Origin of the sequence: Pseudomonas sp. DE0010 (assembly GCF_007680745.1) — a bacterium.
GTDB lineage: Bacteria > Pseudomonadota > Gammaproteobacteria > Pseudomonadales > Pseudomonadaceae > Aquipseudomonas > Aquipseudomonas parafulva_B.
This window is the reverse complement of sequence record NZ_VEJQ01000004.1, coordinates 41,989-67,878: the sequence shown is the minus strand read 5'-3', so window position 1 is coordinate 67,878 and position 25,890 is coordinate 41,989. Positions and strand designations below refer to the sequence as shown.

Below are 25,890 nucleotides of genomic sequence, written 5' to 3'. Positions count from 1 at the left end.
CGCGTGGGCTGGCAGCGGTCGAGGCAGCGCCTGCGCGAACAAGCGCTTCAGTTCAGGATGACCAACGCCGGATACTCATGCAGCTGTGCCGAGGTGATGTGGGCCAAGGCACGTAGCGCCTCAAGCGGCTGGTCGAGGCGGTAATTGCCGGTGACGGCGATAGTCTCAAGGCGCTCATTGCGATTGATGATCCAGCCGGGGTAATAGCGGCGCAGCTCGGCCAGCACCTGGCTCAAGGGGCAATTTTCGAAGACCAGGCGCCCATCGACCCAGGCCAGGTCCTTGCGCATGTCCAGCTGCCTGCGTGCACCGAACCCGTCGGGCCCGACGCGAATACTCTCGCCGGCCTGCAAACGGATACGCTGATCGCGTCCTCCTTGTACGTCGACGTCGCCGCGTTGCACCTTGACCCAAGCTTGGCCATCGAGCAGGCGGACGGCAAAATCAGTGTCGCGTGCCTGGGCGCGCAGAGGCCCGGCTTGCACCTCAAGCGGGGCCGGCGCGCCCTTGGAAACCTGGAAGTATGCCTCGCCTTGCAGCAGGCGGGCGACCTGTTGCCCGTCGCTGCGCTCGCTGGCTAACGCTGATTGGGTATTGAGCAGCACCCGGGCATCGTCCTGCAGTTCCACCCGGTGACGTTCACCCACGACCGTCAGGTGATCAGCTTGCAGGCGCACTGGCACGTTGCCGAACATGAACAGGCCTACCAGCAGCGCGGCGGCGGTGGCCAGTGGTTTCCAATGGCGGCGCAGACGACCGGCGCGAGGGCTAGGTGGGTGGCCCTGCAGCTGTGCAGCGGCCTGCTTGAGCGCTGCACCGTTCCACAAGGCCTCGGCCTGCACGAACGCTTCAGCATTTTCAGGATTGGCGTGCAGCCAGGTTTCGAAGGCAAGGTGGTCAGCAGGCTCGGCGGTTTCAAGACGGACCAGCCACGCCAAGGCCTCGTCCGTGGCGCGACGACGCGCATTGGGCGTGGCAGGTGATGGAGGATGTTCGGGGCTGTCGGTCACGGTGAATCCTTGAGCGGGCGTGCGCAGATGATCAGGGCGCTGGCGTGATGTGGCAAGCAGGCCTCATCGCGGTGGCCCGTCAGTCGTCCAGGCGCTGGGCAACACCCAGGCAGATACCCATGATCAACTTCAGTTCCTTTTGCACCGTGCTCGCAGAAACCCCCAGCTGCTGGGCGATTTCAAGATAGGTGGCACCGTGCAGCCGGCTTAGCGTGAAGATCCTTTGCTGGCGCTGGGTCAGTTGCTTCAGGCTTTCGCTCAGGTGACGGAGCAGGTGCTCGGCATGCGCAGCCTCTTCGTTGCTGCTGGCGGGCACGGCGACATTGTTTACCACCTCGTCAGACACGTCTTCGACCAGGGTTCGGGCCTGTACGCGGCGGGCACGCAAATGGTCGAGCGCAAGATTGCGCGCGGTCTGAAAGACGAAGGGTTCGATGTGCTGGACCGAACGCTCGCCCAGTGCGCGTGAGACGCGCAGGTAGGTTTCCTGGAGCAGGTCTTCGGCGGTACAGCGGTTGCCGACCATGCGCTGGAGCGTGCGCAGCAAGATGGGCCTCTGGCTGAGGAATACGGAATTGAACCGGGACTGACTCACGGAGCGACCTGACCTGACAAGCGGCCAATGATAATGCTTATCATCCCTGCTTGAGGTCAAGCTGCACTATGTAGGCAAATCGTAACGGCGCCGCGGGTCTCGCCGAAGCCGCGAAGCGGCTACGACGATACGGGCTATATACCCCAGCATTGAGTGCCAGCCGTGTGGCCCATTCCAGTGGCCAGCGCGTGCTGGCACAGCCGTTACTGCGCGCGGCAGAGCGCCAGGCAGTTGTCCAGCATGCGGTTGGAGAAGCCCCACTCGTTGTCGTACCAAGCCAGCACCTTGAGCATGCGCCCATTGGCCCGCGTGTGATTGGCATCGAAGATCGACGACAGCGGGTTGTGGTTGAAGTCGCACGAGACCAGGGGCAGAGCGTTGTAGCCCAGTACCCGCGAATGCTTGCTGGCCTCCAGGAACAGCTGGTTGACCTGTTCGGCCGTGGCTTCGCGCTTGAGGTTGACGGTGAGGTCCACCAGCGAAACGTTGATCACCGGTACCCGCACGGCCATGCCAGTGAGCTTGCCGGCCAGTTCCGGCAATACCAGGCCCACGGCTTCGGCAGCGCCGGTCTTGCTCGGGATCATCGACTGGGTGGCCGAACGGGCGCGATAGGGGTCGCTGTGGTAGACGTCGGTCAGCACCTGGTCGTTGGTGTAGGCGTGGATGGTGGTCATCAGGCCTTGCTCGATACCGAACTCGCGGTGCAGCACCTGCGCAATCGGCGCCAGGCAATTGGTGGTGCAGGAGGCGTTGGAAATGACCTGATGAGAGGCGCGCAGCACGTCGTGGTTGACGCCATATACCACGGTGGCATCAGCGCCCTTGGCTGGCGCCGAGACGATCACTTTGCCAGCCCCGGCGGCAATGTGCGCAGCAGCCTTGTCGCGCTCGGTGAACAGCCCCGTGCATTCGAAGACCACATCGATCGCCAGGGCTTTCCAGGGCAGTTCAGCCGGGTTGCGAATGGCGCTGACCGCGATGCGGTCGCCGTTGACGGTAAGGCTCTCGTGGTCGGCTTCGACGCTGGCCTCGAAGGTACCGTGCACGCTGTCGTACTTGAGCAGGTGGGCGTTCATGGTGCTGTCGCCCAGGTCGTTGATGGCGACGACCTGCATATCCTGGCGGTAGCCCTGGGTATAGAGTGCGCGCAGGACATTGCGCCCGATGCGGCCGAATCCGTTGATGGCGATGCGAAGGGTCATGGCGATACCTCTGGCAGTCCGAGTCAAACCTGTGGCACAAAGGTGCTTCACTGAAACGGTTTTGTTGTTGGAATTACAAGATTATTCAGTTGCAGATAGAAAACAAGCCTTTTTAGTGGCAGTATTTTGTTTAAACCTACAACGAGCGGTTCGATCGTGAGCCTTCCGAAGCAGTGCGCGCCTGTCCCTTTGAGCCTAGGCGGCAATCGGCAGGGCACGGTCACTTGGTAAACCGCCCTTACAATTAGCCTGGAGTCCAGTACATGCACCCGCGCATCCTTGAGGTCACCCAACGGCTGGTCGAGCGTAGTCGCGCCACCCGCGAACGCTACCTGCAGCTGATCCGCGGGGCCGCCAGCGAGGGCCCGATGCGTGCCAGCCTGCAATGCGCCAACTTCGCCCATGGCGTGGCCGGTTGCGGCAGCGAGGACAAACAGACCCTGCGCCTGATGAACGCGGCCAACGTGGCCATCGTCTCGGCCTACAACGACATGCTGTCGGCCCACCAGCCCTACCTGCATTTTCCTGAACAGATCAAGCGTGCCTTGCGCGAAGTCGGCTCGGTGGGCCAGTTCGCTGGCGGTGTGCCGGCCATGTGCGATGGCGTCACCCAGGGCGAGCCGGGCATGGAACTGGCCATCGCCAGCCGTGAAGTGATCGCCATGTCCACTGCCGTGGCGTTGTCCCACAACATGTTCGATGCGGCCCTGATGCTGGGCATCTGCGACAAGATCGTGCCGGGCCTGATGATGGGGGCCTTGCGCTTTGGTCACTTGCCCACGGTGTTCGTACCGGGCGGGCCGATGGTCTCGGGTATTTCCAACAAGCAGAAAGCTGATGTGCGCCAGCGTTATGCCGAAGGCAAGGCCAGCCGCGAGGAACTGCTGGAATCTGAAATGCAGTCCTACCACGGCCCTGGCACCTGCACCTTCTACGGCACGGCCAACACCAACCAGCTGGTGATGGAAGTGATGGGGCTGCACCTGCCGGGTGCCTCCTTCGTCAACCCCTACACGCCGCTGCGCGACGCACTGACCGCCGAGGCGGCGCAGCAGGTCACGCGCATGACCAAGGCCAGCGGCACCTTCATGCCCCTGGGCGAGATCGTCGACGAGAAGGCGCTGGTCAACTCGATCGTGGCCCTGCATGCCACAGGCGGCTCCACCAACCATACCCTGCACATTCCGGCCATCGCCCAGGCCGCCGGTATCCAACTGACCTGGCAGGACATGGCCGATCTGTCCGACGTGGTGCCGACCCTGTCCCACGTCTACCCCAACGGCAAGGCCGACATCAACCACTTCCAGGCCGCTGGCGGCATGGCCTTCCTGATCCGCGAGCTGCTCGATGCCGGCTTGCTGCACGAAGACGTCAACACCGTCGCCGGCCCTGGCCTGCGTCGTTATACCCAGGAGCCGTTCCTGGAGGACGGCAAGCTGGTCTGGCGCGAAGGGCCGCAGCAGAGCCTGGACGAAAGCATCCTGAGGCCCGTGGCGCGGCCATTCTCCGCCGAAGGCGGGTTGCGGGTGATGGAGGGCAACCTGGGACGTGGCGTGATGAAAGTCTCCGCCGTGGCACCGGAGCACCGTGTGGTCGAGGCGCCGGCGCGCATCTTCCACGATCAGCAGTCATTGGCCGATGCCTTCAAGGCAGGCGAGCTGGAGCGGGACTTCGTCGCGGTGGTGCGCTTCCAGGGCCCGCGCTGCAACGGCATGCCTGAACTGCACAAACTCACCCCATTCCTTGGCGTGTTGCAGGATCGCGGTTACAAGGTAGCCCTGGTGACCGATGGGCGCATGTCCGGTGCATCGGGCAAGATACCCGCCGCCATTCACGTGTGCCCCGAAGCCTATGATGGCGGCCCGCTGGCACGGCTGCGCGATGGTGATATCGTGCGGGTCGACGGCGCTGAAGGTACGTTGCGGGTGATGGTACCGGCCGACGAGCTGGCCCAGCGTGACCTGGCAACCGCGCCCCAAGGCAATGACCTGGGCTGCGGGCGCGAGCTCTTCGGTTTCATGCGCATGGCGTTCAGCCCGGCAGAACAGGGCGCCAGCGCCTTTACTTCTGCCCTGGAGAACCTGAAATGAATGACCTGCTGGTTGGCGACATCGGCGGCACCAATGCCCGTTTTGCGTTATGGCGTGACAACCAGCTGCACGAGGTGAAGGTTTTCGCCACCGAGGACTACACAAGCCCCGAACAGGCTATCGAGGCGTATCTAGAAGCCCTGGCCATACCCCGTGGTGGCGTAGCCGCCGCTTGCCTGGCCGTAGCCGGCCCGGTCGATGGCGATGAATTTCGCTTCACCAACAACCACTGGCGCCTGAGCCGGACCGCCTTTTGCCAGCGGTTACAGATCGGACACCTGTTGCTGATCAACGATTTCACCGCCATGGCCCTTGGCATGACCCGCCTGCGCGAAGGTGAGTTTCGAGAGGTATGCCCAGGGCAGGCCGATCCGTTGCGCCCGGCGCTGGTCATCGGCCCGGGTACAGGCCTGGGTGTCGGCTCGCTGTTGCGCCTGGGGGGCAAGCACTGGCATGCCTTGCCAGGCGAGGGCGGGCACGTCGATCTGCCCGTGGGCAATACCCGAGAGGCGGCGATCCACCAATACATCCATGGCCAGATCGGCCATGTCAGTGCCGAGACGGTGCTCAGCGGCGGCGGGCTGGTGCGCCTGTATCAGGCCATCTGCGCCCTGGATGGCGAAAACCCGCGGCACACTTCACCGGCGCAGATCACCGATGCAGCCCTGGGCGGCGAGCCGCGGGCGCGGGCGGTGATCGAGCAGTTCTGCCGGTTCCTGGGGCGGGTGGCGGGCAACAACGTGCTTACCCTGGGCGCGCGCGGTGGGGTATATATCGTCGGCGGCGTGATCCCGCGTTTTGCCGAGCTGTTCCTGCGCAGCGGTTTCACCGCCAGCTTCGGCGACAAAGGCTGCATGAGCGGTTACTTCGAAGGCGTGCCCGTGTGGCTGGTGACGGCCGAGTTTTCCGGGCTGCTGGGCGCTGGTGTGGCCTTGCAGCAAGCGCTGGATCAAGGTTAACCGGCTGGGCACCCTGCAAGGCGACACAGGTCAGCGGGCAACAAGACCCGCCAGCACAAAAGGACATACCCTTGAGCACTGCCGGCAAATCCATCCTGATGGTTGACGACGATCAGGAAATTCGCGAATTGTTGCAAACCTACCTCAGCCGTTCGGGCTTTCAGGTCAATGCCCAGGCCGATGGCGCCGGGTTTCGTCATGCCCTGGACACCACAGCGTGTGACCTGGTGATCCTGGACGTCATGCTGCCGGACGAGGACGGTTTCAGCCTGTGTCGCTGGGTACGCCAGCACCCGCGCCAGGCGCGGGTGCCGATCATCATGTTGACGGCAAGCTCGGACGAGACCGATCGGGTCATCGGGCTTGAGCTTGGCGCCGATGACTACCTGGGCAAGCCGTTCAGCCCGCGCGAGCTGCAGGCCCGTATCAAAGCCTTGCTGCGCCGCGCCGAGTTCGGGCAGGCAGCGCCGGGCGGGGCGGTGCTGGCATTCGACGACTGGCGGCTCGACACGGTCAGCCATCGCCTGTTCCACCGCGATGGAGAGGAGGTGATTCTCTCGGGTGCGGACTTTGCGCTGCTCAAGCTGTTCCTGGACCACCCCCAGCAGATTCTCGACCGCGACACCATTGGCAACGCCACCCGAGGACGAGAGCCGATGCCACTGGACCGCATCGTGGACATGGCCGTCAGCCGTCTGCGCCAGCGCTTGCGCGACACCGAAAAGCCACCCCGGCTGATCCGCACCGTGCGCGGCAGCGGCTACCTGCTGGCGACCCATGTCTGCACTGCACCCTGAGCGGCGCTGGCGCCTGCTGCCACGCTCGCTGCTGGGGCGCATGCTGCTGCTGACCTTGCTGGTGGTTCTGCTGGCGCAAGGCTTGTCGAGCATCATCTGGGTGGCCCAGCTGCGCGCCAGCCAGTTGCAAGGGCTGCGTGCCAGTGCCAGCAGCCTGGCCCACTCCATGAGCGCCAGCGTCAGTTACTTTCGCTCACTGCCCGTGGCCTACCGGCCGATGGTGCTCGACCAGTTGCGCAGCATGGGGGGCACGCGGTTTTTCGTTTCTCTGAACGCCAAGCCGCTGGACATGCAGGTACTGCCTGTCACGCCGCGCAAGCAGGCCGTGGTGGAGGTGTTCCAGCAGGTACTGCATGAGCGCCTCGGGCCGCAGATGGACATCTCCGTCGAATTCGTCGATCCCGATGAACTGCGCATCTTCAACAGTGGGCTCAAGCTCGACGAGCTGCCAAGGTCATGGGCGCATTACTCACTCACCCTCGAACCGCTCAACCCGCCGGTGCTGGTCACCCAGATTCGTCTGGCCGAAGGCGAATGGCTGTACATCGCCTCGTTGTTGCCCGAGCCCTACACCAGCCTGGAAGCCGAGCGTCTGCCGCGTCAGCAGATCGGCTTCATCGTCCTGACCACAGCCTTGTTGTTGCTGTTCATCGGGCTGCTGGTGCATTGGCAAAGCTGGCCGCTCAAGCGCCTGGCCCGTGCAGCGCGCGAGCTGTCACTGGGCGCCGATGTAGCGCCAGTGGCCGAAGGCGGCGGCAGCGAGGTGGTGGAGGTGGGCCGGGCCTTCAACAGCATGCGCGAACGGATCAGCCGTTACCTCACCGAGCGTAGCCAACTGTTCAGCGCCATCTCCCATGATCTGCGCACGCCCATCACCCGGCTTCGCCTGCGTGTCGAGCTGCTTGAAGACGAACACCTGCAAGCCAAGTTCAGCCAGGACCTGGACGAACTGGAGCTGCTGGTAAAGGGCGCGCTGCAATGCGTGAAGGACACCGACATTCACGAGAACATCGAGCCGGTGGACCTCAATCAGGTCCTCGAACTGCTGGCTGAGCCGTACCTGCGAGACGGCCGAATCACCCTCGAAGGGCATGCCCTGGCGCCGTATCCAGGCAAGCCGCTGGCATTGCGGCGCTGCATCGGCAACCTGATCGACAACGCCATCAAGTACGGCGAGCGGGCGCGGCTGCGCATCATCGACGGTGCCGCAGGCTTCGTGCTGCAGGTCGATGATCAGGGGCCGGGGGTGCCGCAACAGCAGATGGAGCAGGTGTTCGAGCCCCATGTGCGGCTGGCCGGTCATCAGCAAGGCTACGGGCTGGGGTTGGGCATTGCCCGCAATATCGCCCACAGCCATGGCGGTGAGGTCAGCCTGCTCAACCTGCGCGAAGGCGGCTTGCGGGTGACCTTGTACCTGCCACGGGGCGTGGATTGACGCACCTGCACGCGTTGAACGTACAACTGCGCGCAGATGGTCGAACGTCACAGGCACGTGACAATCATACCCGCGTTCGTGACATCCCCCGTGGCCTGGCTGGCTAGAATCGGCACACGACTGGCAAGGACCTCGCTGGCGATGAACAATGATCTTTCTTCACAGGTGTCCTGGCTCCAAGCGCCTGGGCACACTGCATGGCGTCTGGCCGAGGGGCAGCGGTTACTGGCCTTCGCCAGGGCTGCAAGGCTCCCAGAAGGGTTTGGTGACCTGGATGCGGCAGGCAGGCTTGCCGATGATGCAAGCGCCCAGACCCTGACCACTGCCCGGATGACCCACTGTTTCGCCCTGGCTCACCTTCAGGGCCTACCGGGCTGCCTGGGGCTGGCTGCCCACGGTGTGACTGCCCTGCGCGGGCCCCTGAGGGATGCGTGCTACGGCGGCTGGTTTGCCAAGGCGGGGGGCTGCGAGGGAAGCGGCAAGGCAGCGTATCTGCATGCTTTCGTCGCCTTGGCGGCCAGCTCCGCCGTCGTGGCGCGCATCGAGGGCGCCGAGGCATTGCTGACCGACGCCATCGACGTCATCGAGCGGCATTTCTGGAGCGAAGGGGAAGGTGCGCTTCGCGAAGCCTATGATCGCGCCTGGCAGACGCCTGAGCCCTACCGCGGCGCCAACAGCAACATGCACGCGACCGAGGCGTTCCTGGCCCTGGCCGATGTAACCGGCAACCCTGTGTGGTTGCAACGCGCCCTGCGCATTGCCGAGCGCATCATCCATACCCACGCCGCTGCCAACGGCTACCGAGTGGTGGAACACTTCGACGTTGCCTGGCAGCCGCTCAAGGATTACAACCAGGCACACCCGACCGACCACTTTCGCCCCTATGGCACCACGCCAGGGCATGCCTTCGAGTGGGCGAGGCTTTTGCTTCACCTGGAGGCCAGCCTGGCCCGCTGCGGGCACGCGCCCCCGGCCTGGCTGGTCGACAGTGCCCGCACGTTGTTCGACACCGCCTGCGAACAGGCATGGGGCGTTGATGGCCAGCCTGGCCTCGTCTATACCCTTGGCTGGGATGACCGACCACGGGTACGCGCGCGGCTGCACTGGGTTCACGCCGAAGCCTGCGCATGCGCAGCGGCCCTGTTGCAGCGCACGGGGCAGGCGCGCTTCGAGCAGTGGTACCGGCGCTGCTGGGACTTCATATACGAGCATTTCATCGACCTTGCAGGCGGCAGTTGGCACCACGAACTCGATGCCGACAACCGTCCAGCCGGCACGATCTGGCCCGGCAAGCCCGACCTGTACCATGCCTACCAGGCCCTGTTGCTACCCGGCCTGCCCTTGGCACGCAGCCTGGCGACTGGTGTGGCCCTGAATGTAACCAAACGATGACATTCGCGCATCGCTTCGTTACCTGGCGGTGCGCGCACGCTGTTTAGACTCCATGCAACGCAAGCGAACGACTTGCACGGCATAACAACAATAAGGTGTAGAAATGACTTCCTACCTTCGTCTCGCTGCCGCGATCTCCCTGGCTTCCCTGTTCCCCCTGACTGCGCACGCTGCCGATGCCAAGGGCACCGTCGAAGTGGTGCACTGGTGGACGTCCGGTGGTGAAAAAGCGGCCGTCGATGTGCTCAAGGCCCAGGTCGAGAAAGACGGTTTCACCTGGAAGGACGGGGCCGTGGCCGGCGGTGGCGGCGCTACCGCCATGACCGTACTCAAAAGCCGAGCGGTGGCTGGCAATCCGCCAGGCGTCGCACAGATCAAGGGCCCCGACATCCAGGACTGGGCCGCGACCGGCCTGCTCGACAGCGACGTGCTCAAGGATGTGGCCAAGCAGGAAAAGTGGGATGCACTGCTGGACAAGAAAGTCGCCGACACCGTGAAGTACGACGGCGACTATGTAGCCGTTCCCGTCAACATCCACCGTACCAACTGGCTGTGGATCAACCCTGAAGCCTTCAAGAAGGCCGGGATCGACAAGGCGCCCGCCACCCTCGATGAGTTCTATGCCGCTGCCGACAAGCTCAAGGCCGCAGGCATCATCCCGCTCGCCCACGGTGGCCAGCCGTGGCAGGACAGCACGGTCTTCGAAAGCGTCGTGCTGTCGGTGATGGGTGTCGACGGTTACAAGAAAGCCCTGGTCGACCTGGACAACGACGCCCTGACCGGCCCCGGCATGATCAAGGCCCTGACCGAACTCAAGCGGGTCGCCACGTACATGGACCCTGATGGCAAAGGCCAGGACTGGAACCTGGAAGCTGCCAAGGTCATCAACGGCAAGGCCGGCATGCAGATCATGGGCGACTGGGCCAAGAGCGAATGGACCTTGGCCAAGAAAACCGCCGGCAAGGACTACCAGTGCGTGCCGTTCCCCGGTACCGAGAAGGCCTTCCTGTACAACATTGATTCGCTGGTGGTGTTCAAGCAGAGCAATGAGGGCACTGCTGCCGGCCAGCAGGACATCGCACGCAAGGTGCTGGGTGAGGAGTTCCAGAAGGTGTTCAGCACCAACAAGGGCTCGATCCCGGTGCGCAACGACATGCTCGCCGACATGGGCAAGTATGGGTTCGATGCGTGTGCCCAGACCTCGGCCAAGGACTTCCTCGCCGACGCCAAGACCGGCGGCCTGCAACCGAGCATGGCGCACAACATGGCCACGACGCTGGCCGTGCAGGGCGCTTTCTTCGATGTGGTGACCAACTACATCAACGACCCCAAGGCCGATCCGGCTGACGCTGCGAAGAAGCTGGCAGCCGCCATCCGAGCAGCCAAGTAGCCCACGGGCGGGCTAATGCGGCCCGGTGCCGGGCGTGCCTGACGGGGCGCTGCGCCATCGGGCCCTGCGTGAAACGCAGGCTTCGGGGGCCTTCGAACTGTGGCTGCGTCAAACTCGCGCAGCCACGCGACACGGCGCCACGCAGCGCCCAAGCGACCTTCCAACCTGAGCAAGACAGTCGCTGCCGCGCGCCATGCGCAGCAGCGCCTTCGAGGTGAACCATGACCACTACCACCGCCCGTCTGCGGGCCTCTCCCATGGATGCGCTACAGCGCTGGCTGCCCAAGCTGGTGCTGGCGCCGAGCATGTTCATCGTGCTGGTGGGCTTCTACGGCTACATCCTCTGGACCTTCGTGCTGTCCTTCACCACGTCCACGTTCCTGCCCACCTACAAATGGGCAGGGCTGGCGCAGTACATGCGCCTGTTCGACAACGACCGCTGGTGGGTGGCGAGCAAGAACCTGCTGGTGTTCGGTGGGCTGTTCATCACCATCAGCCTGGCGATCGGCGTGCTGCTGGCGGTGCTGCTGGACCAGCGCATTCGTCGCGAGGGGTTCATCCGCACCATCTACCTGTATCCCATGGCCCTGTCGATGATCGTGACCGGCACGGCATGGAAGTGGCTGCTCAACCCAGGCATGGGGCTGGACAAACTGCTGCGTGACTGGGGCTGGGAGGGCTTTCGCCTTGACTGGCTGCTGGACCCGGACCGGGTGGTGTACTGCCTGGTGATCGCGGCGGTGTGGCAAGCATCGGGGTTCATCATGGCGATGTTTCTCGCCGGCCTGCGGGGCGTCGATCCATCGATCATCCGCGCCGCCCAGATCGACGGTGCCAGCCTGCCGCGCATCTACTGGCGCGTGGTGCTGCCCAGCTTGCGCCCGGTGTTCTTCAGCTCGGTGATGATCCTTTCGCACATTGCCATCAAGAGCTTCGACCTGGTCGCCGCGATGACGGCAGGCGGGCCTGGCTACTCGTCCGACCTGCCGGCGATGTTCATGTATGCCTTCACCTTCAGCCGGGGGCAAATGGGCATGGGCTCGGCCAGTGCCATCCTCATGCTGGGGGCGATCCTGGCCATCCTGGTGCCTTACCTGTATTCGGAGCTGCGGAGCAAACGCCATGCATAGCCCTGTCGACAAACCCGCGCTCAGCCCCAGCCGGCTTGCCATTCATGCCGTGTTGCTGATCGCCGTGGTGCTGTACCTGGTGCCACTGGTGGTCATGCTGCTGACCAGCTTCAAGACCCCCGAGGACATCAGCACCGGCAACCTGCTCAGCTGGCCGACAGCGATCACCGCCATTGGCTGGGTCAAGGCCTGGGGCACCGTCAGCGGCTACTTCTGGAACTCGATTCTGATCACCGTGCCTGCGGTGCTGATTTCCACCACCATTGGCGCGCTCAATGGCTACGTGCTGTCGATGTGGCGCTTCCGTGGCTCGCAGCTGTTCTTCGGTCTGCTGTTGTTCGGCTGCTTCCTGCCTTTCCAGACGGTGCTGCTGCCGGCCTCGTTTACCCTGGGCAAGCTGGGGCTGGCCAGTACCACCACTGGCCTGGTGCTGGTGCATGTGGTCTACGGCCTGGCCTTCACCACACTGTTCTTTCGCAATTTCTACGTCAGCATCCCCGATGCCCTGGTCAAGGCCGCACGCCTGGACGGGGCAGGGTTCTTCACCATCTTCCGGCGCATCATCCTGCCCATGTCCACGCCCATCATCATGGTCTGCCTGATCTGGCAGTTCACCCAGATCTGGAACGACTTCCTGTTTGGCGTGGTGTTCTCCAGTGGCGACTCGCAACCGATCACGGTGGCCTTGAACAACTTGGTCAATACCAGCACCGGGGCCAAGGAATACAACGTCGACATGGCCGCCGCGATGATCGCCGGCCTACCGACTCTGCTGGTGTACGTAGTGGCAGGCAAATATTTCGTGCGCGGGCTCACGGCCGGCGCGGTAAAGGGGTAAGTCATGGCAACGCTCGAACTTCGCAACGTGAACAAAACCTACGGTGCCGGGCTGCCGGATACCCTCAAGGACATCCAGCTGTCGATCAAGGACGGTGAGTTCCTGATCCTGGTCGGCCCTTCGGGCTGCGGCAAGTCGACATTGATGAACTGCATCGCCGGCCTCGAGCAGATCACCGGCGGCGCTATTCTGATCGACCAGCAGGACGTCAGCGGCATGAGCCCCAAGGACCGTGACATCGCCATGGTGTTCCAGTCCTATGCGCTGTACCCGACCATGACCGTGCGCGAGAACATCGAATTTGGCCTGAAGATCCGCAAGATGCCCCAGGCCGCCATCGACGAGGAAGTGGCGCGGGTGGCCAAGCTGCTGCAGATCGAGCACCTGCTGGCGCGCAAGCCCGCGCAGCTGTCTGGCGGTCAGCAGCAGCGCGTGGCCATGGGCAGGGCGCTCGCGCGCCGACCGAAGATCTACCTGTTCGATGAACCCTTGTCCAACCTCGATGCCAAACTGCGGGTCGAGATGCGGACCGAAATGAAACTGATGCACCAGCGCCTGAAAACCACCACCGTCTACGTCACCCATGATCAGATCGAGGCCATGACCCTGGGTGACAAGGTGGCGGTCATGAAAGACGGCATCATCCAGCAGTTCGGTACGCCACAGCAGATCTATAACGACCCAGCCAACCAGTTCGTCGCAAGCTTCATTGGCTCGCCGCCCATGAACTTCGTGCCGGCGCGGCTGGTGGCCCAGGGCGGTCAGCTGCATGCAGTGCTCGACAGTGGCCAGGCACGCTGCGAGCTGCCCCTGCCCGGCGCCGACCTGGGCCTGGAAGGGCGCGAAATCGTCCTGGGCATTCGACCCGAGCAAATTGCCCTGGGCGCTGAGGGCGGCAACGGCGGACCAAGCATTCGCGCCCAGGTACAGGTCACCGAGCCCACTGGTCCGGACATGCTGGTGTTCGTGACCCTCAACCAGACCAAAGTGTGCTGCCGACTGGCCCCTGACGTGGCCTGCCAGGTGGGCGACACCCTGGCCCTGCAATTGGACCCGGCGCGGGTGCTGCTGTTCGACGCCCAGAGCGGCGAGCGCCTGCAGGCAAACCGTACCGCCACCACCGTCAAGGAAAACATGGCTGCCCTCGGTGGCCGTTGAACTGTCTACACCATCAATAAGAAAAAGAGGACGCAACGCAATGGAACAGCGCAATCGTACTACCACCTGGGGCTCACTGGCGTTGCTTGCGCCGCTGGCGATGGCCGCCAGCAGTGGCCTGCAGGCTGCCGAAGCTTTCTCCAGCGAGTCGAAATGGATGACCGGGGACTGGGGCGGTACCCGCACCGAGCTGCTGGAAAAAGGCTACGACTTCACCGTCGATTATGTCGGCGAAGTGGCCGGCAACCTTCACGGTGGCTACAACCACGACAAGACCGCCCGCTACAGCGATCAGTTCGCCCTGGGCGCGCACCTGGACCTGCAGAAGATCTTCGGCTGGCACGATGCCGAATTCAAGCTGGCCATCACCGAGCGAAGCGGTCGCAACCTGTCCAACGACCGCATCAGCGACCCACGCGCCGGGCAGTTCAGTTCGGTGCAGGAAGTGTGGGGGCGTGGCCAGACCTGGCGCCTGACCCAGATGTGGTTCAAGCAGAAGTATTTCGACGGCGCGCTGGACGTGAAATTCGGCCGCTTCGGGCCGGGCGAGGACTTCAACAGTTTCCCCTGCGACTTCCAGAACCTGGCGTTCTGCGGCTCGCAAGTGGGTAACTGGGTGGGCGGCATCTGGTACAACTGGCCCGTCAGCCAATGGGCGACGCGCGTCAAGTACAACGTCACCCCCGAGTTCTACGTACAAGTCGGTGCCTATGAGCAGAACCCGTCCAACCTGGAAACCGGCAATGGCTTCAAGCTGAGCGGCAGCGGCACCAAGGGCGCGATCCTGCCGGTGGAAATGGTCTGGACGCCCAAGCTCAACGGCCTGCCGGGCGAATACCGCCTGGGCTACTACTACAGCACCGCCGATGCCGAGGATGTATACAAGGACGTCAACGGCAACGCCCAGGGGCTCAGTGGTTCGGGCTTCAAGTCTCACTCCAGCAAGCATGGCTGGTGGGTGGTGGCGCAGCAGCAGGTCACGGCCCAGGCGGGCGACGTCAACCGTGGGCTGAGCCTGTTCGCCAACTTTACGGTGCACGACAAGGCCACCAACGTGGTAGACAACTACCAACAGGTGGGCATGGTCTACAAAGGTGCCTTCGACGCCCGGCCCAAGGACGACATCGGTTTCGGCATCGCCCGCATCCACGTCAACGACGATGTGCGCAAGCGTGCGCGCCAGCTCAACGACATGAGCGGTATCAACGACTACGACAACCCAGGCTTCGTCCCGCTGCAACGTACCGAGTACAACGCCGAGCTGTACTATGGTTTCCACGTCACCAATTGGCTGACCGTGCGGCCGAACCTTCAGTACATCAAGAGCCCCGGCGGCGTGGATGAAGTGGACAATGCCCTGGTGGCGGGCTTGAAGATTCAGTCGTCTTTCTAAGTCCATTTGTTGTAAATTTACGCCAATCCCGTTTGGCGCCCGGCAACCACTGACCTGCAGTGGTTGCCGTGGACAGGCCAAGACAGCGCTATCTCAAACAACAAGAGCCCTGCACCATGCCTGAGCATCCGCTCCATCGCTTCTTCACCGCACGGCGGCCGCGGCCGACGTTCGAATGGGAGCGCTACCAGCAGCGCGATGTGCTGATCATCGATCACCCCCTGTGCCAGGCGGCGTTCAGTCGCCAGGGCGCGCAGTTGCTGCATTTCCAACCCACAGGTGAACGGCCCTGGCTGTGGTGCGCCGAACAGTGGCCGCAGGTGGGCGCCATTCGCGGCGGCGTGCCGGTCTGCTGGCCCTGGTACGGGCGCCATCCCAGCGAAGACCTGTGGCCTGCCCATGGTTGGGCCCGCCTGCTGGACTGGAAGCTGATGGACAGCCATGAAGACGCGCAGGGCGTGGTGCTCAAGTGGCGCCTGGAACTGTGCGACTGGCAGGTCGACCTGGAGGCGCGGCTGGGCAGCCGCATGGAGTTGAGCCTGAGCACCGAGCACCAGGACAGCGAACCGTGCCAGTTGAGTCACGCCTTGCTGGCCTACTGGCGCATCAGTGACGTCTCGGAGGTAGCGCTGTCCGGCCTCGAAGACATCGAGGGGTACGACCACCTCAACCGTCAGGCATGCCGCCAGGAAGGGGCGCTCAAGCCCAAGGGCGGCTGTCAGCGGGTCTATCCGGGCATTCCCGGTGTGCAACTGCATGATCCGGCCTGGAAGCGCCAGCTGTGTATCGACACCGGCGACAGCGACGATACGGTCGTGTGGCACCCCGGCAGCCGGCCCTTATTGGGGGTTACCGGGCGCGAGTGCCAGCGTTTCGTGTGTGTGGAGGCCGCCAGCGGCAGCGACGACGGCCTGAGCCTGGCACCGGGGCAGCGCGCGCATCTGAGTCTGCAGGCGCACCGGCTCAGCTGAGTTCGTCGTCCTCGATGGGGTAGCGACTGGCGTTGAGGCTTTCCTTGATCTTGCGCAGATGTGGCTGGAAATCCACGCCCCGGCGCAGGGTCATGCCGGTCGCCAGCACATCGAGCACGGTCAGCTGGATGATGCGCGAGGTCATCGGCATGTAGATATCGGTGTCTTCGGGCAGAGGAATGTGCAGGCTAAGGCTGCAGGCGTTGGCCAGCGGCGACCCGGCCGCTGTCAAACCCAGCACCGAGGCGCCGTTTTCCCTGGCCAGGCGAGCCACTTCCACCAGCTCGCGTGTACGCCCGGTGTAGGAAATGATCACGAACAGGTCGCCGGTATGGGCCACCGACGCCAGCATGCGTTGCATCAGTACGTCGGCGTGCGCCGACACGGCCAGGTTGAAGCGGAAGAACTTGTGCTGGGCATCCAGCGCCACCGGTGCAGAGGCGCCCAGGCCAAAGAAATGAATCTGGCGGGCCTGGATCATCATGTCGACCGCGCGGCTGACCTGCTGGGGGTCGAGCTGCTGGCAGGCGCTGTCGAGCGAGGCGATGGCGCTGGCGAAGATCTTCTGGGTGTAGGCCGCCGGATCGTCGTCGGCCTCCACCGCGCGGCTCACGTAGGCCGCGCCGCTGGCCAGGCTCTGCGCCAGTTGCAGTTTCAGCTCCGGGTAACCGCTCACGCCGAATGAGCGGCAGAAGCGGTTGACGGTCGGTTCGCTGACCTTGGCCGCCTGGGCCAGCGCCGCGATGCTAAAGCGTGTGGCTTGTTGCGGGTTGAGCAGGATGACTTCGGCGACTTTGCGTTCGGCCTTGTTCAGCTCGTCGAGGCGTCCCTGGATTTGTTCCAGGAGGTTTCTCACGCGGTCCATGGGGTGTCCTTGGGTCGGGAAGGCAGCCGGCTGAGGGAGCAGCAGGCCTGTTTGCAGGGTCGTCTATCGTACTGGCGGCGCCGGTTGCGCACCACTTGTCTGTCATACATCCGACTAATGTTATGGTTTTTACTACATTTGTCCTTGAAAACCCTAACTGAAAACGGTATTTCTAAATCAACTTTAGGAAAGAACCAACATCATGGCTGCAATCAGTGTCGAACCTTGCACATTTGCCCTGTTTGGCGCCCTGGGCGACCTGGCCTTGCGCAAGCTGTTCCCTGCGCTCTACCAGCTCGACCGCGCCGGGCTATTGCACGCACAGACGCGCCTGCTGGCGCTGGCGCGGGAGGCCGGCAGTGCCCAGGAGCACCTGAATAGCATCGAGGCCCACTTGCTCAAGCATGTGCCCGAGGCTGACATCGAGGCCGCGGCCCTCGAGCGCTTCCTGGCAAGGCTCGATTACCAGCACCTGGATTTTCTGCAGCCAGAAGGCTACCAGGCACTGGCCGCGCAAGTGCCCGACGGGCACCCCCTGATCGCCTATTTCGCCACGGCCGCCGCCGTGTATGGTGCCATCAGCGAAAACCTGGACAAGGTGGGCCTGAGCGAGCGCACCCGTGTAGTGCTGGAAAAGCCGATCGGTCATGACCTCGAGTCTTCACGCCGGGTCAACGATGCCGTGGCGCGATTCTTTCCCGAAAGCCGCGTCTATCGCATCGACCACTACCTGGGCAAGGAGACGGTGCAGAACCTGATCGCCCTGCGCTTTGCCAACAGCCTGTTCGAAACCCAATGGAACCAGAACTCCATCTCCCACGTGGAAATCACGGTGGCGGAGAAGGTGGGTATCGAGGGTCGCTGGGGCTACTTCGACAAGGCCGGTCAGTTGCGCGACATGATCCAGAACCACCTGTTGCAGTTGCTGTGCCTGATTGCCATGGACCCGCCGAGCGAGCTGTCGGCCGACGCCATCCGCGACGAGAAGGTCAAGGTACTCAAGGCGCTGGCCCCGATCACCGGAGACGGGCTGAGCACGCGGGTGGTGCGCGGGCAGTACATTGCCGGCTACAGCGATGGCAAGCCGGTTCCGGGTTACCTTGAAGAAGACAATGCCAATAGCCAGAGCGACACCGAGACCTTCGTCGCCCTGCGCGCCGACATCCGCAACTGGCGCTGGTCGGGTGTGCCTTTCTACTTGCGCACTGGCAAGCGCATGCCGCAAAAGCTGTCGCAGATCGTCATTCACTTCAAGGAAACGCCGCATTACATCTTTGCCCCGGAACAGCGTCTGCAAGTGGGCAACAAGCTGATCATTCGCCTGCAGCCGGACGAAGGTATCTCCTTGCGCGTGATGACCAAGGAGCAAGGCCTGGACAAGGGCATGCAACTGCGCAGTGGCCCGCTGCAACTGAATTTTTCCGATGCCTGGCGTAGCGCGCGGATTCCGGATGCCTATGAACGCTTGCTGCTTGAAGTGATGCGGGGCAACCAGAACCTGTTCGTGCGCAAGGACGAAATCGAGTACGCCTGGAAGTGGTGTGACCAGCTGATTGCCGGTTGGCGCAACACGGGCGATGCCCCCAAGCCCTATGCTGCGGGCAGCTGGGGGCCAATGAGCTCGATTGCACTGATCACCCGCGATGGGAGGGCCTGGTATGGCGACATCTGAAGCATTGTCCGAATTGCAGTTTCCGGCGAGCACCGAGGTGCATCAACTGCCCGACGCCAGCACGTTGGCTGGCACATTGGCCAAGGATGTGAGTGAGCGCCTGCGTGCAGCCATCGACGATAAAGGCCAAGCCTGCGTCGTGCTGTCCGGTGGGCGGAGCCCGGTGCCTTTTCTCGAGCAACTGGCCAAGCAGGACCTGGACTGGAGCAAGGTGACGGTCAGTCTTGCCGATGAGCGCTGGGTGCCGGTGGAGCACGCCGACAGCAATGCCGGCCTGTTGGCCCGGCATCTGCTCAAAGGGCAGGCCGCCAAGGCGCGTTTCATCGGGTTGTACCAGCAGGCGCCTTCGCTGGAAGAGGCCGCCGACAAGGCTGACCGCGCCCTGGCCGATCTGCCGCCCATCGACGTGCTGGTACTGGGCATGGGTGACGATGGCCACACGGCTTCGCTGTTCCCAGCCAGTCCTAACCTGGCCGAGGGCCTGGATCCGAACACTCCTCGCCGTTGCCTACCGCTAATGGCGCCAACCGTTCCCCATCAGCGCCTTTCCATGACCCGAGCGCTGCTGGCCACCGCAGGGTTCACCGCATTGTCCGTGCAAGGGCCAGGCAAACTCGCTACCCTGCGCGCCGCGCTGGCGGATGACGACCTCGCCGAAATGCCCATTCGCGCTTTTCTTCACGCACCCCTGGACATCTACTGGTGCCCATGAGCCAAGGATCCACAGCAATGATCACCCTCGAACGTCCACAGCCCAAGCTCTCGATGGCCGACAAGGCCGCCCGGGTCGACGCCATCTGCGAAGCGGCGCGCATCCTGCCGGTGATCACCATCGCCCGCGAACAGGACATCCTGCCCCTGGCCGACGCCCTGGCGGCTGGCGGCATCCGCACGCTGGAAGTGACCCTGCGTTCACAGCATGGCCTGAAGGCCATCGAAGTGCTGCGTGAGCAGCGCCCCGAGCTGTGCGTAGGTGCCGGGACGGTGCTCGACCGCGCCATGTTCGCAGCCGTCGAGGCCGCGGGCGCCCAGTTCGTCGTCACGCCCGGCATTACCCAGGATGTGCTGCAAGCGGGCGTGGAGAGCGAAATTCCATTGCTGCCGGGTATCAGTACCCCGTCCGAAATCATGATGGGCTACGCGCTGGGCTACCGCCGTTTCAAGCTGTTCCCCGCCGAAATCAGCGGAGGCGTGGCGGCGATCAAAGCGTTTGCTGGCCCGTTCGGCGACATCCGCTTCTGCCCAACCGGCGGCGTCAACCCGGCCAACGTGCGCAACTACATGGCACTGGCCAATGTGATGTGTGTAGGGGGCACCTGGATGCTCGACAGCAGCTGGATCAAGAATGGCGACTGGGCCCGCATCGAGGCCTGCAGTGCCGAGGCCATGGCGCTGGTGGACGGTCACTGAATTTCGTTGTGTGCTTTACGGCTTTTTGGGCGCTTGGTCGGCGCCCATTTTTTTGCCTGGTGATTGGCGTTTGCGGGTTATGTGCGCGTATACGAAGGGTAAGCGCGCCCTTAGGTCGTTGGGGCCGCTTTGCGGCCCATCGCGGCGCGAGGCCGCTCCCACACTGCCTGAGCCTGTCAGCCAAGGCCTCACGCGGTCATTTGTGGGAGCGGCCTCGCGCCGCGATGGGCCGCAAGGCGGCCCCAACAATCTCAAGTCAACAGCATCAGCTAAAGAGGCCGCTTTCTCCCTAACGGTACTCAGGCCGCCTTGGCCTCTTGCTGGCTCAGCGAACGGTTCAACGCACTGAACAGGGCTTTGAAGCTGGCTGTGGTGATGTTTTCATCGATGCCCACACCATGCACAGGACGCCCGCCGGCTACACGCAGCTCGATATAGGCCGCTGCCTTGGCGTTGGTGCCCGCGCCGATGGCGTGTTCGTTGTAGTCCATGATTTCGACGGCAACCGGCAGGCCGGCCACCAGGGCTTCCAGGGCGCCATTGCCCTTGCCGCGCCAGTGCAGCGTGGTCTCGCCTTCGCCGGCTACTTCCACTTCCACGGCACTGTGACCGTTTTCTTCCTGCAGGCGATGGCTGACCAGCGCGTACGGTGCGTTGGCTTGCAGGTATTCCTTGTGCAGCAAGCTGTAGATCTGCTGGGCAGTCATTTCCAGGCCCAGGCGGTCGGTTTCGCCCTGCACGACCTGGCTGAATTCGATTTGCATGCGGCGCGGCAGGCTGATGCCGTATTCCTGCTCGAGCAGGTAGGTGATGCCGCCTTTGCCGGACTGGCTGTTGACGCGAATCACGGCCTCGTAGCTGCGGCCGATGTCGGCCGGGTCGATCGGCAGGTATGGCACTTCCCACAACTCGCCTTCCTGCTGCTTGGTCAGGCCCTTGCGAATGGCATCCTGGTGCGAGCCGGAGAAGGCTGTGTGCACCAGGTCACCTACGTACGGGTGGCGCGGGTGCACCGGCAGCTGATTGCATTCTTCGACGACCTTGCGCACACCGTCGATGTCGGAGAAATCCAGACCCGGGTCGATGCCCTGGGTGTACAGGTTCAGGGCCAGGGTCACCAGGTCGACGTTGCCGGTACGCTCACCGTTGCCGAACAGGCAGCCCTCGGCACGGTCGGCGCCGGCCATCAGGCCCAGCTCGGTCGCGGCGATGCCGGTTCCCCGGTCGTTGTGGCAGTGCAGGCTGATGATCACGCTGTCACGGCGATTGATGTTACGGCAGAACCATTCGATCTGGTCGGCGTACACGTTGGGCGTGGCGACCTCGACGGTGGCCGGCAGGTTGAGGATGATCTTGTGCTCGGGCGTTGGGTTCCACACCTCGATCACCGCATCGCACACTTCCTTGGCGAATTCCATCTCGGTAGCGCTGAAGGTTTCGGGCGAGTACTGGAATGTCCAGTGCGTATCGGGCTGCTGTGCGGCGTATTTGACGAACAGCTTGGCTGCATTGACCGCGATGTCCTTGACGCCCTGCTTGTCCTGGTTGAAGACGATGCGGCGGAAGGCCGGGCAGGTGGCGTTGTACAGGTGAACGATGGCCTTCTTGGCCCCGCGCAGGGACTCGAAGGTCCGGGCGATCAGGTCTTCACGCGCCTGGGTCAGCACCTGGATGGTGGTGTCCTCTGGAATATGACCGTCTTCGATCAAGGTGCGGACAAAGTCGAAGTCGGTTTGCGAGGCCGAAGGGAAGGAGGCTTCGATTTCCTTCACGCCCACTTGCACCAAGGTCTTCCAGAACCGCAGCTTCTTCTCCGCATCCATCGGCTCGATCAGCGACTGGTTGCCGTCACGCAGGTCCGAGCTGCACCAGATCGGCGCCTCGGTGATGGTCTTGGACGGCCAGGTACGGTCAGGCAGATCGATGGAAGGGAAGGCGCGGTATTTCTTCGACGGGTCTTTGAGCATGGTCATGGAAGCAATCCTTTTATGTGCGGCCGAGATCGGGCCTGCCGAGCAGTAACGAGGTGGGGGCGAGGCGACGCGATTCAGCCTGGTAGTCGAGCGCTGACCAGGCAGAGGCTGCGATGTTGTCGGAGCAAGATGAGGGTGCTGAAGGTTTTCATGGCCTCAACCCTAACCAGTGCACTGAGGGTTGGCAAGCGTTGAAAAAAAATTGAGAGGAATGCTTAAAAAAAGTGATATGGCGAGATCTAATTGTTGATACGAATAAAATGCTTAGGTTTTGTTGCGCGGTATTTTTCTTTGGCGCAATGGTATGTCAGTCGCATGAGAGCCTCCTGGGCCCTGCGTTGGGGCAAGCGCCGCCCGTATTGCGGGGCGGCTCAAACGTCACTCAACGCAGTGTCAGCCCTGCCTCAGGGCTGAAAGGCACCGATGAAGATCGCCGGGTCAACACGCGCATCGTTCAAGCTGACGTTCCAGTGCATGTGCGGCCCGGTAGCGCGCCCCGTTGAGCCCACGCGCCCGACCACATCACCACGGCGCAGCGACTGCCCGTTCTGCACGTCGATACGGGACATATGGCAGAACATGCTGATAAAGCCCTGCCCGTGATCAACGAACACCGTGCGGCCATTGAAGAAGTAATCGCCCACCAGAATCACCTTGCCGTTAGCAGGCGTCTTGATCGGCGTCCCAGCCGGTACGGCAAAATCCAGCCCCGCATGGGGGTTGCGTTCCTCGCCATTGAAGAACCGGCGCACGCCGAACTTGCTCGACAGCGGCCCGTTGACCGGCTTGTCGAGGATCAGGTTGCTTGGCAATGCCGGGCTGAAGCTGCGGTAGGCCTTGATCTGCTCGGCCAGTTCGCGATCGATGCGCTTGAGGTCGGCCGGATTGGGGTTCACCTGGCGGGTGTTCTTCAAGGTGATGCGCTGTTCGGGGTACTGCTTGTGCCCTACGGTGAAAGGCAGGCTTCGGCTGCCTTGCTGCACCACCGCCTGCCCGGGCTTCTGGGTCAGGGGGATGCCAACGATGGCCAGCCAGTTGTCCTGTTCCTTGACCACCAGCACGGGCTTGCCATCGAAGCGTGCGCTGGGAGCACTGGCTGCCGGCCCCAGGTCGACCACGGCAACGCCGCCGGGCACCGGTTTGTTCAGCGTGCGCGTGATGTAGCTGGCCTGGGCTGTGGCGCTCAGGACGGTGAAGGCGAGGGCGAGCAGTGACGCGAGCAAGCGGGGCATATGTCAGTCCAGAAGTGAGAGCGTGACCGGAGCCAGGTGATTGTCTTCGACCCGCACCTGCAGCTCGCCTTCGTTCAGGCGTGCAGTCAGGCGCTGGCCGTTGCGCGTCTGTTCGGCGCTGCGGATGGCCTGGCCTTGTTCGTCGAGTAGGATGCTGTAGCCGCGCGCCAGCGTCGCCAGCGGGCTGACGATCTGCAGGGTCTGCAACTGGGCCTGGAAGCGCTGGCGCCGGTCCTTGAGCACGTCACGCATGGCCCGGGGCAGCCGCTCGGCCAGGCTGTCCAGGCGCTGGCCCAGCAAAGCCAGAGTACGCCCGGGATGTTGCGCGGCCAGACGCGTCTCCAGGCGCACCAGGCGCTCGCGGCGTTGATTGAGGTTATGCAGGAAGGCACGGCGCAGGCGCATGTCCAGGTCATCCAGGCGCTGAGCCTGCTGACGCAGGCGCTCGCCCGGATGGCGCAGGCGGCGAATCAGGGACTCCAGGCGCAGGCGATCATGCACCAACCGGTTCTGCATGCGCAGGGTCAGGCGCCGTTGCAGGCCGTCCAGGCGATGCTGCAGGCCGCTGTTGTCGGGCGCAAGCAGCTCGGCCGCAGCAGACGGGGTAGGGGCCCGCACGTCGGCCACGAAGTCGCTGATCGACACGTCGGTTTCATGGCCCACGGCGCTCACGATCGGCGTCTTGCACGCGGCCACGGCCCGCGCCACGGCTTCCTCGTTGAAGCACCACAGGTCTTCCAGTGAACCGCCGCCGCGGGCCAGTATCAAGGCGTCGAAACCGCGGCTGTCGGCCAGGCGAATGGCCCGCACGATCTGGGCGATGGCTTCGCGGCCCTGCACGGCGGTGGGGATCAGGTTCAACTCCACCTGGGGCGCACGACGAGCGAACACACTGATGATGTCGCGGATCACGGCCCCGGTCGGGGAGGTGATGATGCCGATACGCTGGGGGTGCGCAGGCAGCGCTCGCTTGCTGTCGGTGCTGAACAGGCCCTCGGCGCCAAGCTTTTCCTTGAGCGCCTCGAAGGCCAGGCGCAGTGCACCATCGCCGGCGGGCTCCACGGTATCGAGGATCAGCTGGTAGTCGCCACGGCCTTCGAACAGGGACACCTTGCCGCGCACCCGTACCGCCATGCCGTCACGCAGCGCCTGGCGCACCCGCGTGGCGCTCTGCCGGAAGAGGGCGCAGCGCACCTGGGCACCGCTGTCCTTGAGGGTGAAGTACATGTGGCCGGAGGCCGGCCGGGCCAGGTTGGAAATCTCGCCCTCCACCCATACGCTGCGGAACACGTCTTCCAGCAGCACCCGGGCGCGGCCATTGAGTTGGCTGACGGTGAGCACATCACGGTCAAGGCCGAGGCGTTCGAAAGGGTCTTTGATCATGGGAAGGCACTATAAAGGATGAGGGGGCCGAGTGTCGTGCCCGGTCGATCAGGAGCTGGCCTGGGCCGCTGGTGCCTGCCCTGGCGTACCGATTGCCGACGCTGCGCAGGTCATGTGCTCGATGAACTGACTCACCAGTGGCCCGGCATCGCGGCGGTAGGCGATGGCGACGGTGCTGACGCAGCCGGGGTCCGTCAGCGGGATGAACCGCAGCGCCGCAGGGGCGATGTCCTGCATGCAGCGTGGCAGCAAGGCCACCCCGAACCCCGCCTGGATCAGCTGCAACTGGGTGGTCTTGCGTGACACCACCCGCGCAGGCTGGGGAAAGAACCCCGCCGCCATGCACAACTCGGCAGACAGGTAGCTCAGGCCACCGCGTTGGTGGTGGGGAATGGAGATGAACGGCTGGCTGGAAAGCTCTGCCAAGGCAATGCAATCGCGCCCCGCCAGTTCATGGGTAGGGGCGAGCGCCAGCAACAGGGGCTCTTCAAACAACGGCTCGATGGTCAACCCATCGTGCTGGCGCAGCACCGGCAGCCTCAGCAGCCCGATATCCAGGCGCCCTTCGGCCAGTGCTGCAAGCTGCCCTTCGGAGGACAGCTGGGCGATCTCCATGCTCACATCAGGGTTTGTCCGCAGGTAATCACCCAGGTGCTCGAGCAGCCGACCGGTCAGCGGCACCGTGCTGGAGTGGCTGATGTTCAGGCTGCCGCACAGGCCCTGGCCGACGGCTCGGGCCAGCTCGCCAGCCTTGTCCAGGTCCAGCAGCAGGTTGCGCGCACGCGGCAGGAACGCCCGGCCCGCATCGGTCAGGCGAGGCAACCTGGCCGTGCGCTCGAACAACGCGGTGTCCAGCTGCAGTTCGAGTTCGCGCACCTGGCGACTGAGGGCGGACTGGGCGACATACAGTCGTTCGGCGGCGGCGCTGAAGCTGCCACATTCGGCGATTTCCACGAAGTAACGCAGCTGGCGGGTCGAGATCATGAGCGATG

The 25,890-nt window shown here is 63.7% G+C and carries 22 protein-coding genes; 14 read left to right on the top strand and 8 right to left on the bottom strand.

Features of this window, described 5'->3' with window-relative positions; translation table 11 throughout:
- Nucleotides 1-47: 47 nt before the first annotated feature.
- The 3 genes from FS767_RS04440 to gap all read right to left on the bottom strand — a co-directional run bounded on the left by FS767_RS04440 (nt 48) and on the right by gap (nt 2,810).
- A complete protein-coding gene (locus FS767_RS04440; protein WP_144964368.1) occupies nt 48-1,010 on the bottom strand; it encodes a FecR domain-containing protein in 963 nt (320 codons plus the stop codon).
- A 79-nt stretch (nt 1,011-1,089) separates the two neighbouring features.
- Nucleotides 1,090-1,605, bottom strand: coding sequence for an RNA polymerase sigma factor (locus FS767_RS04435; protein ID WP_058637535.1), 516 nt, complete (start codon nt 1,603-1,605; stop codon nt 1,090-1,092).
- A gap of 203 nt (nt 1,606-1,808) precedes the next feature.
- Nucleotides 1,809-2,810 carry a type I glyceraldehyde-3-phosphate dehydrogenase gene (gap, locus tag FS767_RS04430; RefSeq protein WP_027913781.1) on the bottom strand — a complete coding sequence of 334 codons (1,002 nt, stop codon included), beginning with the start codon at nt 2,808-2,810 and terminating at the stop codon, nt 1,809-1,811.
- Between the two features lie 263 nt (nt 2,811-3,073).
- On the opposite strand from gap, the gene edd reads away from it, so the two are divergent.
- The 11 genes from edd (at nt 3,074) to FS767_RS04375 (ending at nt 16,363) form a co-directional block, all read left to right on the top strand.
- A complete protein-coding gene (gene edd / locus FS767_RS04425; RefSeq protein ID WP_144964366.1) occupies nt 3,074-4,900 on the top strand; it encodes a phosphogluconate dehydratase in 1,827 nt (608 codons plus the stop codon).
- Nucleotides 4,897-5,859 carry a glucokinase gene (locus tag FS767_RS04420; RefSeq protein ID WP_144964365.1) on the top strand — a complete coding sequence of 321 codons (963 nt, stop codon included), beginning with the start codon at nt 4,897-4,899 and terminating at the stop codon, nt 5,857-5,859. The genes edd and FS767_RS04420 overlap by 4 nt, the downstream gene beginning before the upstream one ends.
- Nucleotides 5,860-5,930: 71 nt before the next feature.
- Nucleotides 5,931-6,656 carry a two-component system response regulator GltR gene (gene gltR / locus FS767_RS04415; RefSeq protein ID WP_058604449.1) on the top strand — a complete coding sequence of 242 codons (726 nt, stop codon included), beginning with the start codon at nt 5,931-5,933 and terminating at the stop codon, nt 6,654-6,656.
- Nucleotides 6,637-8,091, top strand: coding sequence for an ATP-binding protein (locus FS767_RS04410; RefSeq protein WP_058637539.1), 1,455 nt, complete (start codon nt 6,637-6,639; stop codon nt 8,089-8,091). The genes gltR and FS767_RS04410 overlap by 20 nt, the downstream gene beginning before the upstream one ends.
- Nucleotides 8,092-8,232: 141 nt before the next feature.
- A complete protein-coding gene (locus FS767_RS04405) occupies nt 8,233-9,483 on the top strand; it encodes an AGE family epimerase/isomerase (RefSeq protein ID WP_144964363.1) in 1,251 nt (416 codons plus the stop codon).
- 103 nt (nt 9,484-9,586) lie between these two features.
- The gene (locus FS767_RS04400; RefSeq protein WP_144964361.1) at nt 9,587-10,873 is read left to right on the top strand and encodes an ABC transporter substrate-binding protein; all 1,287 of its coding nucleotides are present in this window, start codon (nt 9,587-9,589) and stop codon (nt 10,871-10,873) included.
- Nucleotides 10,874-11,094: 221 nt separating this feature from the next.
- Nucleotides 11,095-12,003, top strand: a complete 909-nt coding sequence (locus FS767_RS04395; protein ID WP_058604453.1) for a carbohydrate ABC transporter permease — start codon at nt 11,095-11,097, stop codon at nt 12,001-12,003.
- The gene (locus FS767_RS04390) at nt 11,996-12,841 is read left to right on the top strand and encodes a carbohydrate ABC transporter permease (protein ID WP_023533435.1); all 846 of its coding nucleotides are present in this window, start codon (nt 11,996-11,998) and stop codon (nt 12,839-12,841) included. Before FS767_RS04395 ends, FS767_RS04390 begins: the two co-directional genes overlap by 8 nt.
- Nucleotides 12,842-12,844: 3 nt before the next feature.
- On the top strand, nt 12,845-13,999 hold the full coding sequence (locus FS767_RS04385) for an ABC transporter ATP-binding protein (protein ID WP_144964360.1): 1,155 nt from the start codon (nt 12,845-12,847) through the stop codon (nt 13,997-13,999).
- Nucleotides 14,000-14,099: 100 nt separating this feature from the next.
- Complete coding sequence (locus FS767_RS04380; protein WP_228385197.1) at nt 14,100-15,392, top strand: carbohydrate porin; 1,293 nt, start codon at nt 14,100-14,102, stop codon at nt 15,390-15,392.
- 116 nt (nt 15,393-15,508) lie between these two features.
- Entirely contained in the window at nt 15,509-16,363 is an 855-nt protein-coding gene (locus FS767_RS04375; RefSeq protein WP_144964358.1) for a D-hexose-6-phosphate mutarotase, read from the top strand.
- Here the strand turns inward: FS767_RS04375 and hexR are convergent.
- Complete coding sequence (hexR, locus tag FS767_RS04370) at nt 16,356-17,219, bottom strand: DNA-binding transcriptional regulator HexR (protein ID WP_178091267.1); 864 nt, start codon at nt 17,217-17,219, stop codon at nt 16,356-16,358. The genes FS767_RS04375 and hexR overlap by 8 nt on opposite strands.
- Nucleotides 17,220-17,430: 211 nt before the next feature.
- Here hexR and zwf point away from each other — a divergent pair, with 211 nt between their 5' ends.
- The 3 genes from zwf to FS767_RS04355 are packed head-to-tail and all read left to right on the top strand — an operon-like array spanning nt 17,431 to nt 20,310.
- Nucleotides 17,431-18,900, top strand: coding sequence for a glucose-6-phosphate dehydrogenase (gene zwf / locus FS767_RS04365; RefSeq protein ID WP_144964356.1), 1,470 nt, complete (start codon nt 17,431-17,433; stop codon nt 18,898-18,900).
- Nucleotides 18,872-19,612 (top strand): 6-phosphogluconolactonase, encoded by a 741-nt coding sequence (gene pgl, locus FS767_RS04360; RefSeq protein ID WP_144964354.1) that lies wholly within the window; start codon nt 18,872-18,874, stop codon nt 19,610-19,612. Before zwf ends, pgl begins: the two co-directional genes overlap by 29 nt.
- Nucleotides 19,613-19,629: 17 nt before the next feature.
- Nucleotides 19,630-20,310 carry a bifunctional 4-hydroxy-2-oxoglutarate aldolase/2-dehydro-3-deoxy-phosphogluconate aldolase gene (locus tag FS767_RS04355; protein ID WP_023533406.1) on the top strand — a complete coding sequence of 227 codons (681 nt, stop codon included), beginning with the start codon at nt 19,630-19,632 and terminating at the stop codon, nt 20,308-20,310.
- Between the two features lie 299 nt (nt 20,311-20,609).
- Here FS767_RS04355 and leuA read toward each other — a convergent pair whose 3' ends face one another.
- The 4 genes from leuA to FS767_RS04335 all read right to left on the bottom strand — a co-directional run bounded on the left by leuA (nt 20,610) and on the right by FS767_RS04335 (nt 25,882).
- Complete coding sequence (gene leuA, locus FS767_RS04350; RefSeq protein ID WP_144964352.1) at nt 20,610-22,283, bottom strand: 2-isopropylmalate synthase; 1,674 nt, start codon at nt 22,281-22,283, stop codon at nt 20,610-20,612.
- A gap of 404 nt (nt 22,284-22,687) precedes the next feature.
- Nucleotides 22,688-23,515: a M23 family metallopeptidase gene (locus tag FS767_RS04345; protein ID WP_058604462.1), complete on the bottom strand. Its 828-nt coding sequence runs from the start codon at nt 23,513-23,515 to the stop codon at nt 22,688-22,690.
- A 3-nt stretch (nt 23,516-23,518) separates the two neighbouring features.
- Nucleotides 23,519-24,898 carry an exodeoxyribonuclease VII large subunit gene (gene xseA, locus FS767_RS04340; protein WP_144964350.1) on the bottom strand — a complete coding sequence of 460 codons (1,380 nt, stop codon included), beginning with the start codon at nt 24,896-24,898 and terminating at the stop codon, nt 23,519-23,521.
- A 48-nt stretch (nt 24,899-24,946) separates the two neighbouring features.
- Entirely contained in the window at nt 24,947-25,882 is a 936-nt protein-coding gene (locus FS767_RS04335) for a LysR family transcriptional regulator (protein ID WP_144964348.1), read from the bottom strand.
- Nucleotides 25,883-25,890 lie beyond the last annotated feature (8 nt).

Coding starts and splice junctions, on each gene's coding strand:
- FS767_RS04390 (WP_023533435.1), top strand. CDS start 11,996: ATGCATAGCCCTGTCGACAAACCCGCGCTCAGCCCCAGCCGGCTTGCC.
- FS767_RS04410 (WP_058637539.1), top strand. CDS start 6,637: ATGTCTGCACTGCACCCTGAGCGGCGCTGGCGCCTGCTGCCACGCTCG.
- FS767_RS04355 (WP_023533406.1), top strand. CDS start 19,630: ATGATCACCCTCGAACGTCCACAGCCCAAGCTCTCGATGGCCGACAAG.
- xseA (WP_144964350.1), bottom strand. CDS start 24,898: ATGATCAAAGACCCTTTCGAACGCCTCGGCCTTGACCGTGATGTGCTC.
- FS767_RS04385 (WP_144964360.1), top strand. CDS start 12,845: ATGGCAACGCTCGAACTTCGCAACGTGAACAAAACCTACGGTGCCGGG.
- edd (WP_144964366.1), top strand. CDS start 3,074: ATGCACCCGCGCATCCTTGAGGTCACCCAACGGCTGGTCGAGCGTAGT.
- FS767_RS04400 (WP_144964361.1), top strand. CDS start 9,587: ATGACTTCCTACCTTCGTCTCGCTGCCGCGATCTCCCTGGCTTCCCTG.
- FS767_RS04405 (WP_144964363.1), top strand. CDS start 8,233: ATGAACAATGATCTTTCTTCACAGGTGTCCTGGCTCCAAGCGCCTGGG.
- gap (WP_027913781.1), bottom strand. CDS start 2,810: ATGACCCTTCGCATCGCCATCAACGGATTCGGCCGCATCGGGCGCAAT.
- FS767_RS04395 (WP_058604453.1), top strand. CDS start 11,095: ATGACCACTACCACCGCCCGTCTGCGGGCCTCTCCCATGGATGCGCTA.
- pgl (WP_144964354.1), top strand. CDS start 18,872: ATGGGAGGGCCTGGTATGGCGACATCTGAAGCATTGTCCGAATTGCAG.
- FS767_RS04345 (WP_058604462.1), bottom strand. CDS start 23,515: ATGCCCCGCTTGCTCGCGTCACTGCTCGCCCTCGCCTTCACCGTCCTG.
- FS767_RS04375 (WP_144964358.1), top strand. CDS start 15,509: ATGCCTGAGCATCCGCTCCATCGCTTCTTCACCGCACGGCGGCCGCGG.
- FS767_RS04420 (WP_144964365.1), top strand. CDS start 4,897: ATGAATGACCTGCTGGTTGGCGACATCGGCGGCACCAATGCCCGTTTT.
- FS767_RS04380 (WP_228385197.1), top strand. CDS start 14,100: ATGGCCGCCAGCAGTGGCCTGCAGGCTGCCGAAGCTTTCTCCAGCGAG.
- leuA (WP_144964352.1), bottom strand. CDS start 22,283: ATGACCATGCTCAAAGACCCGTCGAAGAAATACCGCGCCTTCCCTTCC.
- zwf (WP_144964356.1), top strand. CDS start 17,431: ATGGCTGCAATCAGTGTCGAACCTTGCACATTTGCCCTGTTTGGCGCC.
- FS767_RS04335 (WP_144964348.1), bottom strand. CDS start 25,882: ATGATCTCGACCCGCCAGCTGCGTTACTTCGTGGAAATCGCCGAATGT.